The organism is Brevundimonas sp. R86498, from assembly GCF_044598075.1.
Taxonomy (GTDB): domain Bacteria; phylum Pseudomonadota; class Alphaproteobacteria; order Caulobacterales; family Caulobacteraceae; genus Brevundimonas.
The window spans coordinates 266,583-280,630 of sequence record NZ_CP139004.1; the positions used below are offsets into that span (position 1 = coordinate 266,583).

Sequence of the window (14,048 nt, forward strand, 5' to 3'; positions counted from 1 at the left end):
CACCAAGGAGCCCGCCATGGCCACCGAACTCCATGACCTGACCGTCCCCGCCTTCACCCGGGGTCTGCGCGCCCTGTCGGCCATCCTCGACAAGGCCGTGGCCCACGCCGCCGAGACGGGCGTCGACGCCAACGCCTGGCTGTCGCTGCGCCTGATCGACGACATGAATCCCCTGATCAAACAGGTCCAGACCGCCTGCGACAGCCCCAAGCTGTGCATCGCCCGCCTGTCCGGCGTCGCCGCCCCGGTCCACGACGACACCGAAACCACCATCGCGGAGCTCCAGACCCGCATCGCCGACACCCTGGCCTTCATCGCCTCGGTCCCGCGCGCGGCCATCGACGGTCAGGAAGCCCGCGAGGTCACGCTCACCTTCCCCGGCGGCGAGATGAAGTTCCTCGGCCAGCCCTATGCGACCGGCTTCGCCCTTCCGAACTTCTATTTCCACCTGACCACGGCCTATGGCCTGTTGCGTCAGGCGGGCGTGCCGCTGGGCAAGCGCGACTATATGGGCAGCCCGACCTGACCGGTCGGCAGGCCGGGCAACAAGGCCTCACGCCCGGCAGGCCACCACGCAGGCCTGCGCCAGCACCTCGGCGGAATCCACCAGTGGCACTGCCACATCGGCGGCGGCGAGCAACAGCGGAACCTCGGTGCAGCCTGCGATGACTGCCCCCGCCCCGGCCGCGATCAGGGCCCCGGCCAGCCGCTGCATCGCCGCGCGATTGTCCGCCCCGGAATCCCCCCGCTTCACGCCATAGACACAGGCCATGAAGGCGTCCCGGTCGGTGCCCTCCAGCAAAACGGGCCGCATCCCCTCCGCCTCAAGCGCCGCCCGGTACAAAGCCTCGCCCCCGGGGGTGGCCAGAATGCCGACGCCTCCGGCATTGTGCGGCATCACAGCCGCCACCGTCGCCGCGATCATGTCGATGAAGGGCAGGCCGGCGGCCTCGATCCCCGCCTTCTGGGCGTGGGCGGTGTTGCACGGCATGGCCAGGACCTCCGCGCCCACTGTCTTCAGCCGCAACGCCATGGCCGCCAGTTCCGCCTCCGCCTCGCCCGGCCGCGTGTTTCGGTCCGGCACCTGCGGGTTCAGGTCCATCACGACGCGGATATGATCCGCATCCCCCTGCGCCGGCGTCAGCGCCTGCACCCGCGCCAGAAAGGCCACCGTCGCGGCCGGCCCCATGCCGCCCAGAACACCCAGAGTTCTCATCGCGCCGTCGCCTCCGTGATCAGGCCGCCCCGACACCCGGGGCGAACGCTCTCCCGGATCCCTTCAACCGGATCAGGCCCGCCAGCAAGCCGATCCCCAGCCAGCCGCCAAGGACGGGGCTCATCCCCATACCGACTAGGGGGACCGGAAAGGCCCCGAGGAAGGGGGCGACCGCCCAGCCTGCGAAACACAGCCCAAGACCGACCCCGGCCAACCAGACCGGGGGTGCCGGACCCCTCGAAGCCCGCGTCAGCGCCACAGGGGCCAGCGCAATGGCCGCCAGCAGTAGCAGGGCGAGCCCTGCCAGAACCGGCGACAGTCGAAACGTCAGGCCAATGATCCCCTCAACCTCGGGCACGGGCTGCAACGGGTCGGGCCGAAGCCACGACACCCCGGCCAGCGCGGCGAAGGCCAGAATGGCGGCGACCTGCACCCCCCGCTGTCGCACCGCCAGCACCACAAGCCCGATCCCTGCCAGGGCCAGGGTCGTCGCCTGCGAGGCATCCGGCTGGGCCACCAGCACGCCGGCGCACAGCATCAGGACCCCGATCGTCCAGCCCGGCCGCTTCGGCATCAGCGCCGCAGCGGCCACAAGCGCCGACGGCAAAACCAGCATAGCGATGTTAGTGTGCAGCGGCCCCGCATCGATCCACCGGTGCACCCCCTCCTGCGGCGCGCTGAAGAGCGTCGCCAGCAACCCTGCCGGAGCCAGCCCGAGGACGTACGGAAACGCCCCGGACCTCAGCCCTGCTGCGATCGCCCCGGCCATCCCCGCCCCGACACCCCACGCCAGAAGATCTCTCACCCACGATCCCGTGGCCACCCCGTGCCGCGCCGCCACAAACGCGCCCAGCAGCACCGCCACCAGCGAGAGCGCCCCGTAGATCAGCAGCGGCCGCCCTGCCCCTGCGAAGCCCTTCGTGCCCATCCTTGTCCCCTCGACACCACTTGGCCTTGCCAGCCGGTCGCTCTGTCAGGTTTATGCGCGAAAACCACAAGGAAGCGCCATGCCGCCGGAAGCCGAAGCCGCGACTGCCCTGATCACCAATGACGCCGTTGTGCTGGGCCTTCTGGCCGCCATTCTCGGAGCCGTCTTCTGGGCTTCCAGCCTGTCGCATCCATGGGTGAAACGGTTCTTCACCGTAATCCCGGCCCTGCTGCTGTGCTATTTCCTGCCGTCCCTGCTGACCACCTTCGGCGTCGTCGATCCGGAGGAGTTGCAACTCTATTTCATCGCCTCGCGCTTCCTCCTCCCCGCCGCCCTGGTACTGCTCACCGTCTCCGCCGACCTGCCGGCGGTCGTCGGTCTCGGCCCCAAGGCCCTGATCATGTTTTTCACCGGGACGGTCGGGGTGATGATCGGCGGGCCGGTCGCCCTGCTGCTGACCAGCTGGATCGCGCCCGAGCTGATGGGCGCGGGCCCCGAGGCCATCTGGCGCGGCATGGCCACCGTGGCCGGCAGCTGGATCGGGGGCTCGGCCAACCAGACCGCCCTGTACGAGATCTACGGGGCCGGCCCCGACACCTTCTCGATCTGGATTGCCGTCGACGTCGTCGTGGCCAACATCTGGATGGCTGTCGTCCTGTTCATCGCCGCCAACCAGCGCAGATTTGACAAACTGTTCCGCGCCGACGCCTCTGCCGTCGACCGTGTCCGCGACAAGGCCGAGGCCTATGAGCTGGAGCACGCCCGCATCCCCAGCCTCAAGGACCTGATCTTCATCCTCGCGGTCGGTTTCGGGGCCGTCGGCCTGTCCCACGCCATCGCCGATCCGCTGTCGGCGTGGTTCGGGGCCAGCTTCGACTGGGCCCAGCGGCTGTCGTTCGACTCCAGCTTCTTCTGGCTGGTGCTGGTCGCCACCGTCGTGGGCGTGGTCCTGTCCTTCACCCCGGCCCGCAAGCTGCAGGGCCCCGGCGCGTCCAAGGTCGGCTCGGTCTTCGTCTATGTGCTGGTCGCCACCGTCGGGCTGAACATGAACATCGCCGCCGTCCTGGACAGCCCCGTCTATTTCCTGATCGGCGGTGTCTGGATGGCCGTCCACGTGGCCCTGATGTTCGCCATGGCCTTCCTGATCCGCTCGCCCAGCTTCTTCCTCGGCGTCGGCTCCATGGCCAACATCGGCGGGGCCGCCTCGGCGCCCGTCGCCGCCGCCGCCTTCCACCCCAGCCTCGCGCCCGTCGGCGTCCTGCTGGCGGTGGTCGGCTATATCGTCGGCACCGCCGCGGCCTGGTTCACCGGTCTGGTGATGATGCAGATCGCGGCGGGGGCGGGGTAAGCGTCAGGGCACGACGCCGGTCACCGGCCCGGTTCCGTCGTCTCCTTCCCCGCTCTCGTCGGGCAGGGGGATGGCGCGGTCGGGCCGCTCCATGGCGTCGGCGTCGTCCTCGAGTTGCTCCACACGGTCGTCAACGCCGTCGGATGCGGTGCGGTCAGGATCGGTCATGAGTTGCTCCTTCTGGCTGTCCGAGGAAAACCCGGCAGAAGGCGGCTGCGTTCCACGCAGGTCAGGATGCCCCCTGCAACCCCGGCTCCAGTTCGCCCTGATAGCCGAACAGGCCCTGGGCCCCGCCGGTGTGCAGGAACACCACCCGCTCGCCGTCGAAGCGGCCGGCCCTGGCCAACGCGATCAGCCCCTTCATCGCCTTGCCGGTATAGACGGGGTCCAGCACGATGGCGTCGGTCCGCGCCGCCAGCATCAGCGCCTCGACCACCGCCTGGTCGATCAGGCCATAGCCCGCCCCCACATAGTCGCAGTCGGCCACCACCATCTCAGCCTGCACGGCGTCCGGCCGGCCCAGCAGGGCGGCGGTCTCGCGCGCCAGCTTCAGGACATTGGCCTCCTGTTTCTCTTTCGGTGCCCGCACCCCGATGCCCAGCACCGGGATGTCCGCCCCCATTACCGCCAGCCCGGCCACCAGACCGGCATGGGTCCCGGCGCTGCCGGTCGCGGTCACGACGCGGTCGATGGCCAGATCCAGCTCATCGGCCTGGACCACGATCTCGCGCGCGCAGTCGACATAGCCCAGGGCCCCGACGGCATTCGATCCGCCGCCCGGGATGATATAGGGCCGCCCGCCCCGCGCCCGGACCTCGGCCGCGGTCTTCTCCAGCTCGGCCGGCATGTCCGACCCGCCGGGCACGAACCGGATCTCCGCCCCGAACAGCCGGTCCATCAGGACGTTGCCGTTGTGAACATAGTCGGTCGCCTTCGACCCCGTCCGCTCCTCGAGGATGACCGTGCACTTCAGCCCGGTCGCGGCGGCCGCCGCCGCCGTCTGGCGCACGTGGTTGGACTGCACAGCCCCTTGCGTCACCAAGGTGTCGGCGTCCTGTTCAAACGCTTCGCCCAGCAGGAACTCCAGCTTCCGGGTCTTGTTGCCGCCGCCCGCCAGCCCCGTGCAGTCGTCCCGCTTGATCCACAGGTCGATGCCCAGCGCCTCGGACAGGCGCGGCAGGGGCTCAAGCGGCGTCGGCAGATGCGCCAGGCGCAGGCGGGGAAAGCGGGCGAGATGCATGGTCGGGCTCCGGTTGGGGCCCCTCCCTAACACCGCCGAACGCGACGAGCGACGCCTCGTGCAGGATCGCCACCGTACCCCCGGGGTCCACCGCCGGATTGTGCAGCAGCGCCTCCAGAACCCCCTTCAGCGACGGGGTGATCCGGGCATGCGCCATGGTCCAGCCGGCGAACAGCCGGGCCTCCACCGGCTCCCGGTCGATCAGGACGATGTCCCGGTGGCGCGGGTCCGCCTCCAGCCGCCGCAGCAGCCCGTCCAGCACCTCCGGCGCGCCCTCCACCACCTGCAGATAGCGCCCCTCATGCGCCGCCAGCGCCCCGGTCAGCCCGTCGCGCGCATTGTTGCGGTGCGACTCGCCCAGGATCGTCGCCGTGTTCAACAGGCTGTCGGTGCCCCCCGTGGCCGTGCTGCCATAGATCAACCGTTCAAGCTTCGCCACGCCACTCATCCATCGTCCGGGCGCACGAATTGCGCCGTCTCCGGAGCATCAAGCCGCGACATCGCGCCACGGTTGCAGAACGCCGTGCGGCGGCGGCGCTCTGGTCATCGCCGCCCGACCGGACTATCGTCGGCGCGTTCTCCGGGGGGTCGCATTCGAGCGGCTGAGATTGGCGTAGCCGCCTGACCCGTCGAACCTGATCCGGGTCATGCCGGCGAAGGGATGAGAGTCGTCATTCCCGCGAAGGCGGGAACGGTCCACGCCACAGGACCACCTCGCTCCCTGCGCCGGCGCGACCCTCTGAAAGCACAGAGGCCGCCATGAACATCCACGTCACGCCCGCCGAGCAACCGCACGAGCCCAACGTCGAGCTGGCCCTGAAGGACGCGCGCGAAGAGGTCATGCGCGAGACCGGCACCATCCCCACCGGCGAACGCGCCGGCTCCCGCAAGGTCTATGTCGCCGGCGAACTGTTCCCCGACATCCGCGTCCCCTTCCGCGAGGTCGCGGTCCACCCCTCGGCCAACGAGCCGCCGATCACCATCTACGACTCCTCCGGCCCCTACACCGACCCCACGGTCACCATCGACATCAAGAAGGGCCTGCCCCTCGTCAAATCCAGCTGGCAGCTGGACCGCGGCGACATCGCCCCCGTCCTCAACCCGCGCGAAGTGAAGCCCGAGGACAACGGCCACGCCAGCGGCAAGAACCTCGCCCCCCGCTTCGACACCAGCCGCCACAAGGTCTTCAAGGGCGTCCCCGGCCGCCCCGTCACCCAGTACGAATACGCACAAGCCGGCATCATCACGCCCGAGATGGAATATGTGGCGATCCGGGAAAATCTGCGCCGGGAAGTGATTAGTGGTTCAGTGATGAGTGATTGGGCCCCGTCGCACATGCCTCACGGCACAACCACTCAACCACTAACCACTAACCACTCTACCCCCCGCGACGGCGAATCCTTCGGCGCCTCCATCCCCGACTTCGTCACGCCCGAGTTCGTGCGTCAGGAAATCGCCCGCGGCCGCGCCATCATCCCGCACAACATCAACCACCCCGAGGTCGAGCCGATGATCATCGGCCGCAACTTCCTGGTGAAGATCAATGCCAACATCGGCAACTCGGCCGTCCTGTCGTCCGTCGATGACGAGGTCGACAAACTGGTCTGGGCCACCCGCTGGGGGGCCGACAACGTCATGGACCTGTCGACGGGCAGGAACATCCACAACATCCGCGACTGGATCATCCGCAACTCCAGCGTCCCCATCGGCACCGTCCCCATCTACCAGGCGCTGGAGAAGGTGAACGGCATCGCCGAGGACCTGACCTGGGAGGTGTTCCGCGACACCCTGATCGAACAGGCCGAACAGGGCGTCGACTATTTCACCATCCACGCCGGCGTCCGCCTGCCCTTCGTGCCGATGACCGCCAAGCGCGTCACCGGCATCGTGTCGCGCGGCGGCTCCATCATGGCCAAATGGTGCCTCAGCCATCACCGCGAGTCCTTCCTCTACGAGCATTTCGAGGACATCTGCGACATCATGCGGGCCTACGATGTGTCGTTCAGCCTCGGCGACGGCCTGCGCCCCGGCTCCATCGCCGACGCCAATGACGAGGCCCAGTTCGCCGAGCTCCGCACCTTGGGTGAACTGACCAAAATCGCCTGGGCAAAAGGCTGCCAGGTCATGATCGAGGGCCCCGGCCATGTGCCGATGCACAAGATCAAGGCCAATATGGATGAGCAGCTGAAACACTGCCACGAGGCGCCCTTCTATACGCTCGGGCCCCTGACCACCGACATCGCCCCCGGCTATGACCACATCACATCCGCCATCGGCGCGGCCATGATCGGCTGGTTCGGCACGGCCATGCTCTGCTACGTCACGCCCAAGGAGCATCTGGGCCTGCCCGACCGTCAGGACGTCAAGGACGGCGTCATCACCTACAAGATCGCCGCCCACGCCGCCGACCTCGCCAAGGGCCACCCCGCCGCCCGCCTGCATGATGATGCTTTGTCACGCGCGAGGTTCGAGTTCCGCTGGGAAGACCAGTTCAACCTCGGCCTCGACCCCGAAACCGCCCGCAAATACCACGACGCCACCCTGCCGAAAGAGGCCCACAAGACCGCCCACTTCTGCTCCATGTGCGGCCCGAAATTCTGCTCGATGAAGATCAGCCAGGACATCCGCCGGGACGCGGCGGCCCAGAATGATGCGGGGGGGTCGCTGCTGGACGCCGCCACGGCCGAGGCCGGGATGGCGGAGATGTCGGCGAAGTTCCGGGCGGGGGGCGGGGTGGTGGAGGTGAAGGTTTAGGCGACTAAGGGCATTCGCACTGTAAAGCGGGTCTTATGGTAGTAAAAGCCGTCGACGAAATCCGATTGGATTTCCTGGTCCACACGGACGTTCCCAGAAAAGTGGTCTTCTACCAGCTTCTTAGCAAGACTTAACCCGACACCGCTACCGGGAGCCCCGCTAGCAATTGCCGACCGCCCACGAACACCCTTCCGGAATATCTCTTCTTGCTCATCCTGACTTATAAAGGGGCCATAGGATTCAACACTAAACTCAAGTCCATCGGACTCAGAGACCGATACTTCAATGGGATACATCTCAGGGGAATACTTAATAGCATTGTCGATGAGCACATAAGGTATTAGCTCAAATATTTCCGGCCCTTTAACGCGACCAAAAGAATTTCCATTGAGATTTATCACCTTTCTTTGAAATAGAGCTGACGACTTAAAGCATCGAATTACCTTATCTATTTTTCTAAAGGCATGTATTTTGCTATCTTGAATAAGAGATGCTGGATTTCCAACGAAGTCTAGAGCGTCAGTTCGCATTTTTAACATAGCTTGAGAAGCTATAACGTTATCTAGTCTCTTGCGGACTTCTGTATAGTTTGATTTCTCTACCCAACTCTGGGCCTCTAGCGCTGAGTTGTAAATTGCGTTTGATAGAGCCCGAAGATCATGGACAAGAAGATTGAGGTCTTCTTGAGCTGACTCGATGACGCCTAAGGCGTAGCTTGATATGCCTATAGCAAATTGTTGAATCTGGTCCCTGGACCATTCCTGAGAATAGCCGGGGTAGCGCTTGGAAGGCCGTTTGACGTCTGCGAGTATTAGTCCCGGTACGATCAACAAATCCCCGGTGGGAAGCGCGTGACAATAACGCCAATAGCCGAATTCCCCAGCGCTCCACCCTGTGTTTTCGATTTTGGCATACTGAGAAAGCCTAGGGATATCGCGAAGCTCTATTGGGACAGGAAACAGGGTTCCATTGTGGAAATGAGCAGCTCCATCTTTGGACTTTATATAGACCGCTACAGGAAACATCAGGCGATCCCAAATATCGCTTGAAATACCAGCGAGCTTATCACTCCATTTACAATTGCTTTCGCATCTGATCTGAGGCTTTGATCGTTTCCTGCGGCTTTCACTGCAGAAAAGGTAATATCTCTGCTCTGCACTGATCGCACGTAAGCGTCCTCAAAGGCTATCATATCTTTGGTATCGACACCCATTTCAACAAATCTGGCTCGCACCTTATTCCAAATTATATATGGATCAACAGCTTCTCGAGTAGCGCGATCTAATGCGTCCACCCACTCATCTATATCTATATCCTTCTTTAAGATACGATCGGCACGATCTGCGGCAACTTTTACAGCTCTATCATTAAGGGCCGCCCCAGTATAAGCGATTACGATCTTCTCTGGGTAATTCTTCTTAAGTTCTGTAATAAGGCTCGCGCCTTGAAGCTTGTGGTCGAAATGACGACCAACACCCATAATATCACATAATATCAAAGGATACTTGGACACTTCGCCAAGGCTCTTTATGTCGCCAATCTGCGATATGTTGTATCCATAAGACTGAAGATTTGTTTGCGGAGCAAACGGCTGATCGTCGATTACCGCAATGGGCACTGTCGATCGGCGCTGCTTCTCGCTCTGGAGATGAGCGGCTTTTCCCGCAAAGTCCCGGATGTCGCGAGCGCTCTTGTAAAGTTTCAGTGCGATCGACTTCATTGATCCACCCCATGAGATTCTGGGTTGTTTTTACACCATCATTTTTGATTGCCCACCCTGGTCCTCGTCGCCGGTCCTAGCAGAGCCAGGAAGACCCCCTTCATCAATCGTTTCCTGCGCGAGCGGGCGGAGACGTTCCCGTTCGTGGCCCCGGACACGGTCCTCACCATTCCTCCGCCGTCGGGGGCTTGCGGTCGGTTCGGTATACAAGCCGATCCTCAAGGCGCGGCGCGTCTTCAGCGCCGTGACGGAGGGGGCCCGACGCGGGCACGGTGCCGGGCGGCGGACACCCGGGGCCTGACCTTCAGACACCCGGTGCGCGGCCGGCCCCTTCCACCCCCGCGCAAGCGCGCGGCGGTCCCCCTCCCCCGATGGGGGAGGAATGGTGCGTCGTAAATCCTCCCCCGTCGGGGGAGGTGGCGCGGCGCGTCTTCAGCGCCGTGACGGAGGGGGCCCGACGCGGACACGGTGCCGGGCGGCGGACACCCGGGGCCTGACCTTCAGACACCCGGTGCGCGGCCGGCCCCTCCCCCTCCCGACCCCTCTCCCGGTGGGAGAGGGCTTGAGCGCCTGAGAGCGCCAGCGATCAGACTTGCGCGAAAGGGTGAGGGTCGGGTGGTCCAGTCGGCGTAAGCCGTCGCACGGACCGGGGCCCGACGTCTGGCGAAAGCCCCTCACCCTTTCGGCTTGCGGCTCGCTGCGCTTGCCGAGCCTCAAGCCCTCTCCCGCCGGGAAAGGGAAGCTACAGCAACCCCACTGCCCGCGCCTGCTCGCGGATCGCGTCGTCGATCCGCCACGGCTCGCCCAGGGCGACCGCGTTGGTGAACCGCACCACCGTCCAGCCCAGGGCCTCGATCTCGGTCTGGCGCAGATGATCGCGCAGGATAACGTCGTCGCGCTGATGCACCCCGCCGTCGATCTCGATCACCAGCCTCAGCGGCACGCAGGCGAAATCGACGGTCCAGCGGCCGATGTCATGCTGCCGCCGAACCCTGAATCCCTCGACCGCCCCGCCCCTCAGCCGGGCCCAGACGCGCCGCTCGGCCAGACCGGCCGACTGGCGAAGATCGCGGGCGCGGGACATGACCCCAGATTGCAATGTTCTCCCGCTGATCGGAAAGCGCTAAAGTGACCCCATGCCCACCCTCGTCCTCCTCGCCGGACCGAACGGAGCCGGGAAGACCACCCTCCTCAACGCCGTCCTGCGCGAGCGCGCGGAAGCGTTCCAGTTCGTCAATCCCGACGAGGTGGCGCGCGGCCTGACCGGCTCAGGTCCCGCCCGCGATCTCGCCGCCGGGCGGCTGGTGCTGGAGCGGCTGGACGCCCTGTTCGCCGCCCGCGCCGACGTCGTGCTGGAGACGACCCTGGCCAGCCGATCCCATGCGGTCCGCATTCGCGACTGGAAGGCGGTCGGCTATCGGTTTGAACTGGTCTATCTGCGTCTGCCGAGCGCGGACCACTCCGTCGCCCGCGTCGCGAACCGCGTCGCCGAAGGCGGCCACGGCATTCCGGAAGACACGCTGCGACGGCGGTTCCTGGTCAGCTTGGAGTATCTGGAGACGACCTACAAACCCCTGGCCGACGACTGGAAGGTCTACGCCAGTGGCGGCGAGGTGCTGGAACTGCTAGATTGGGGACCGCGATGAACAAGTCGATTTTCGATCACGAAACCATTCTGAAGGCCAGCCGTCGCGCGGCGGAGATGGCCAGGAACGGCACGCGCGAAGAGAAGTCCGGCAAGTTCCTCCCGCCCCCCGGCTGGAAGGGTCACCTCGTCACCGCCGCCGACGTCGCGCCGAAGACACCGCGCAAGGTGAAGGCGGCTTAGCGGAGCCCTCTCCCGGTGGGAGAGGGCTTGAGCGCCTGAGAGCGCAGCGATCAGTCTTGCGCGAAAGGGTGAGGGTCGGGTCGTTCAGTCGGCGTGAGCCGTCGCACAGGCCGGGCCGCAACGTCCGGCGAAAACCCCTCACCCTTTCGGCTTGCGGCTCGCTTCGCTCACCGAGCCTCAAGCCCTCTCCCGCCGGGAGAGGGTCTGTCCCCTACGACCGATTCTGACGTATCCCCATGCCAGCCTCCGCCCGTCGCACCATGGGAGGCACAGCGATGGCGGATGGAGCACACACACCCCGGGCGAACCCGCGCATCGTCCCGGACGCGGTCTGGGAGCGGGTGCGCGAGGACTATGTCTCCGGGGTGCCGGCGGCCGAGGCCTGCCGACGGCATGGCGTCGGGCTGACGGCCCTGCGCAGCCGCGCCCTTCGCGACGGCTGGCGGCGCGCGGATCAGGCGTGGACGCCGCCGGAGCGGCTGGATCCCGACGACGAGGGGCGAATTCTGGAGGAGGAGGTCTGCGGCGATCTCGACCGGATCGAGGCGGGCCAGCTGGCGTGGGTGGCCTCGCGCCGGATGATGCGGGCGGTCATGCGCGGCGACGCCGTCGAGGCCCTGCGCTGGCGCCGCGTCCGCGTCGCGCTGGACGCGGAGGAGGCCGAACTGGACCGCATGGCGGCCGGGGAGATGGCCCGGTGGCGGATGCTGCACGGCACCGGCGAAGCGGACTCAACGGACTCAACGGACTTCTGTTTTTCAGCGACCGGGTCCCGGGGCGGCGGGCACCTGACCGGTGGGCCTCAGCCCCCGGCGGCGATCTTCCTCAACGCGGCCTCGAACACCGCCGCCGGCTGGCCGCCGCTGATCAGATACTGCCCCTCCACCACCACGGCGGGGACGGCGCTGATGCCGCGCGAGCGCCACAGGGCCTCCTCGGCCCGGACCTCGGCGGCGTACAGGTCGTCGGCCAGGACCTCGACCGCCTTGCTGCGATCAAGCCCGGCCTTGGCGGCGGCATCGGCCAGGACCCCGGGGTCGGTCAGGGACCGGCCGTCGGTGAAATGGATGCGGAACAGGGCCTCCTTCAGCGCCCGCTGCCCCCCGGCACCGGCCGTGGCCTGGGCCCAGGACAGCAGCCGGTGCGCGTCGAAGGTGTTCCAGATGCGGCTGTCGGGCCCCATCCGCATCTCGAAGCCGTCCCAGGCCTCGGCCGCGCGGGCGGTGATCATGGCCCGGTTGGCCGCCGACTGTTCGGGGGTGGAGCCGTATTTGCGGGCGATATGCTCGCCGATGTTCTCGCCCTCCGGGGCCATGTCGGGGTTCAGCTCGAACGGGCGGAAGGTGATGTCGGCGGTGATGCCGTCGGCCCGGACCGCTTCCAGCGCCGCCTCCAGCCCGCCCAGCCCCACCACGCACCAGGGGCAGACGACGTCGGAGACGAAATCGATGGTCAGGGGGCGGCTCGGGGACTGGGTCATGGAGGGCCAGATGGGGGCGAGGGCGGCCCGAAAAAAGCGCCGTGACTTGAAAATCCCCCGTTAACCGGTCGGGCGCACCCTGTGGATCAAATCGGAGACGTGCCATGTCCAGTATCGTGACCGCCGGCTACCGCAGCCGTCGGGACCATTTCGAGCCCAGCGACACCGATCCCCATGAGCAGCGCCGCCTGCGCGGCCATCTGGAACAGATCGACTATGCCGCCTTCGTCTCGAACCGCGAGGTCATTCCCCAGATCATGGGTCTGGGGGCCAGCCACACCGAGGCCGCGGCCTTCCAGCGTCTGGCCGTGGTCGCCGCGACCGCCCGCGCCCGCTGGATCGCCGAGGCCCTGAAAATCAGCGAGTCCGGCCAGGCCATCGGCGTAGCCGAGGCCCGGAAACTGGCCGACCTGCGCACCACCTATGACGAACTGTCCGAGGCCTATGAGGGCCTGCGCCGGATGGTGGAACGCGGCTACCTGCCCTACCGCAGCCCCGACCGCTAGGCCGGGGGCGGAGCGCTCACCGCCGCCGGCGGCGGCGCATCCAGGTCCAGCGGCGCGCTGCCGCCGCCCGGCAGGGTGGCCAGCCAGACGAAGCCCGCCGTGACCGCCACGGCGACGACGGCGACAACCAGGAAGGTCCAGCGGTCCCGGGGCTTCACCGTCTGAACTGCCGCGCTGACCGTCGCGTACAGGGTCGGGGTCACGACCACCGAGGGCAGGCTGCGCGGCTCAGCCACCGGCGGGGCCTCCCCGGCCAGCGGCGGGACGGTCTCGACCATCTCCACCGCCTCGACCTCGACGACCTGCTCCACCCGCGGGGCGGGCTGCGGCGCGGGTTCGGGCCGGGGTTGGGGAACGGGTTCGGGCGCAGGCTCCGGGAGCGGCGTAGGCTCGGCAAGGAGTTCGGGCTCGGGCGGGGGCGCGGGCCTCTCCGGCGTCGTCTCCGGCACGGCCGGTTCCGGTGCGGCGGGCCGGGCGGTCGGGATCATCGACCCGCTCAGCACCCCGCCCCCCGGCTTGCGCAGCGGAATCCCGGTCAGGCGCGGCGTGCTCAGCGGCACCGGTGCCTCGGGCAGCGGGCCGACGCGAAACACCGTCTGCGGCGGGCGCGACCACTGGATCCGGCCGCGCACGAACGGCTCGGCCGGCGCGCCTTCGGCTTCAGGGCGGGGCGGGGTGTCTGACATTGCGGGCGTCCTAGCGGCGAACCGCGGTCCGGTCCAGTTACGGAACGGTCAGCGAACCTCGACGCCCTTCCAGAAGGCGATGCGGTCGCGAATCTCCGCCGCCGCCGATTTCGGCTCCGGATAGAACCAGGCCGCGTCCCGGTTCTCCTTCCCGTCGACAACGATCGAATGGTACGAGGCCACGCCCTTCCACGGGCAGGTCGAGGTCGTCGTCGACGGCGTCAGCACGGCCGCATCGACCGCCTCGCGCGGGAAATAGTGGTTGCCCTCGACCACCACCGTGTCGTCCGAGGTCGCGATCACCACCCCGTTCCAGGTCGCTGTCGTCATGGTTGTTTCTCC

General features: G+C 66.7%; 18 protein-coding genes and 1 riboswitch. Of the genes, 6 read left to right on the forward strand and 12 right to left on the reverse strand.

The annotated features are described in order from the left end of the window. The first annotated feature begins 16 nt into the window (after positions 1–16). Positions 17–526, forward strand: a complete 510-nt coding sequence (locus SJY26_RS01400) for a DUF1993 family protein (protein WP_396594384.1) — start codon at positions 17–19, stop codon at positions 524–526. Between the two features lie 27 nt (positions 527–553). Here the strand turns inward: SJY26_RS01400 and SJY26_RS01405 are convergent, their stop codons facing one another. Then, positions 554–1,216, reverse strand: a complete 663-nt coding sequence (locus tag SJY26_RS01405; RefSeq protein ID WP_396594385.1) for an aspartate/glutamate racemase family protein — start codon at positions 1,214–1,216, stop codon at positions 554–556. A 19-nt stretch (positions 1,217–1,235) separates the two neighbouring features. After that, positions 1,236–2,144 carry a hypothetical protein gene (locus tag SJY26_RS01410; RefSeq protein WP_396594386.1) on the reverse strand — a complete coding sequence of 303 codons (909 nt, stop codon included), beginning with the start codon at positions 2,142–2,144 and terminating at the stop codon, positions 1,236–1,238. A 79-nt stretch (positions 2,145–2,223) separates the two neighbouring features. Between SJY26_RS01410 and SJY26_RS01415 the strand changes: the two genes are divergently transcribed. Continuing rightward, a complete protein-coding gene (locus SJY26_RS01415; RefSeq protein WP_396594387.1) occupies positions 2,224–3,492 on the forward strand; it encodes a DUF819 domain-containing protein in 1,269 nt (422 codons plus the stop codon). 3 nt (positions 3,493–3,495) lie between these two features. On the opposite strand, the gene SJY26_RS01420 is transcribed toward SJY26_RS01415, so the two are convergent. The 3 genes from SJY26_RS01420 to SJY26_RS01430 all read right to left on the reverse strand — a co-directional run bounded on the left by SJY26_RS01420 (position 3,496) and on the right by SJY26_RS01430 (position 5,171). Continuing rightward, a complete protein-coding gene (locus SJY26_RS01420) occupies positions 3,496–3,660 on the reverse strand; it encodes a hypothetical protein (RefSeq protein WP_396594388.1) in 165 nt (54 codons plus the stop codon). Positions 3,661–3,721: 61 nt separating this feature from the next. Continuing rightward, positions 3,722–4,732: a D-cysteine desulfhydrase gene (locus tag SJY26_RS01425; RefSeq protein WP_396594389.1), complete on the reverse strand. Its 1,011-nt coding sequence runs from the start codon at positions 4,730–4,732 to the stop codon at positions 3,722–3,724. Further along, positions 4,677–5,171, reverse strand: a complete 495-nt coding sequence (locus SJY26_RS01430; protein ID WP_396594390.1) for a BLUF domain-containing protein — start codon at positions 5,169–5,171, stop codon at positions 4,677–4,679. Before SJY26_RS01430 ends, SJY26_RS01425 begins: the two co-directional genes overlap by 56 nt. Positions 5,172–5,303: 132 nt before the next feature. Continuing rightward, positions 5,304–5,412, forward strand: a riboswitch (TPP riboswitch). 79 nt (positions 5,413–5,491) lie between these two features. Between SJY26_RS01430 and thiC the strand changes: the two genes are divergently transcribed. Further along, complete coding sequence (thiC, locus tag SJY26_RS01435) at positions 5,492–7,486, forward strand: phosphomethylpyrimidine synthase ThiC (protein ID WP_396594391.1); 1,995 nt, start codon at positions 5,492–5,494, stop codon at positions 7,484–7,486. Here thiC and SJY26_RS01440 read toward each other — a convergent pair. The 3 genes from SJY26_RS01440 to SJY26_RS01450 form a co-directional block, all read right to left on the reverse strand. Further along, a complete protein-coding gene (locus SJY26_RS01440; RefSeq protein WP_396594392.1) occupies positions 7,483–8,511 on the reverse strand; it encodes a sensor histidine kinase in 1,029 nt (342 codons plus the stop codon). The two genes, thiC and SJY26_RS01440, sit on opposite strands and share 4 nt — an antisense overlap. Then, positions 8,511–9,206, reverse strand: a complete 696-nt coding sequence (locus SJY26_RS01445; protein WP_396594393.1) for a hypothetical protein — start codon at positions 9,204–9,206, stop codon at positions 8,511–8,513. Before SJY26_RS01445 ends, SJY26_RS01440 begins: the two co-directional genes overlap by 1 nt. Before the next feature lie 742 nt (positions 9,207–9,948). Continuing rightward, positions 9,949–10,290 (reverse strand): endonuclease domain-containing protein, encoded by a 342-nt coding sequence (locus SJY26_RS01450; protein WP_396594394.1) that lies wholly within the window; start codon positions 10,288–10,290, stop codon positions 9,949–9,951. A 52-nt stretch (positions 10,291–10,342) separates the two neighbouring features. On the opposite strand from SJY26_RS01450, the gene SJY26_RS01455 reads away from it, so the two are divergent. Continuing rightward, positions 10,343–10,852: a zeta toxin family protein gene (locus tag SJY26_RS01455; protein ID WP_396594395.1), complete on the forward strand. Its 510-nt coding sequence runs from the start codon at positions 10,343–10,345 to the stop codon at positions 10,850–10,852. Beyond that, complete coding sequence (locus tag SJY26_RS01460) at positions 10,849–11,034, forward strand: hypothetical protein (RefSeq protein ID WP_396594396.1); 186 nt, start codon at positions 10,849–10,851, stop codon at positions 11,032–11,034. Before SJY26_RS01455 ends, SJY26_RS01460 begins: the two co-directional genes overlap by 4 nt. Positions 11,035–11,488: 454 nt before the next feature. On the opposite strand, the gene SJY26_RS01465 is transcribed toward SJY26_RS01460, so the two are convergent. Continuing rightward, complete coding sequence (locus SJY26_RS01465) at positions 11,489–11,629, reverse strand: hypothetical protein (RefSeq protein ID WP_396594397.1); 141 nt, start codon at positions 11,627–11,629, stop codon at positions 11,489–11,491. Positions 11,630–11,836: 207 nt separating this feature from the next. Next, positions 11,837–12,514 carry a DsbA family oxidoreductase gene (locus tag SJY26_RS01470; RefSeq protein WP_396594398.1) on the reverse strand — a complete coding sequence of 226 codons (678 nt, stop codon included), beginning with the start codon at positions 12,512–12,514 and terminating at the stop codon, positions 11,837–11,839. Positions 12,515–12,618: 104 nt separating this feature from the next. On the opposite strand from SJY26_RS01470, the gene SJY26_RS01475 reads away from it, so the two are divergent. Next, positions 12,619–13,020, forward strand: a complete 402-nt coding sequence (locus SJY26_RS01475; protein ID WP_396594399.1) for a hypothetical protein — start codon at positions 12,619–12,621, stop codon at positions 13,018–13,020. On the opposite strand, the gene SJY26_RS01480 is transcribed toward SJY26_RS01475, so the two are convergent. Continuing rightward, positions 13,017–13,706 (reverse strand): hypothetical protein, encoded by a 690-nt coding sequence (locus tag SJY26_RS01480; RefSeq protein ID WP_396594400.1) that lies wholly within the window; start codon positions 13,704–13,706, stop codon positions 13,017–13,019. The two genes, SJY26_RS01475 and SJY26_RS01480, sit on opposite strands and share 4 nt — an antisense overlap. Before the next feature lie 48 nt (positions 13,707–13,754). Continuing rightward, a complete protein-coding gene (locus SJY26_RS01485; RefSeq protein ID WP_396594401.1) occupies positions 13,755–14,036 on the reverse strand; it encodes a DUF427 domain-containing protein in 282 nt (93 codons plus the stop codon). Positions 14,037–14,048 lie beyond the last annotated feature (12 nt).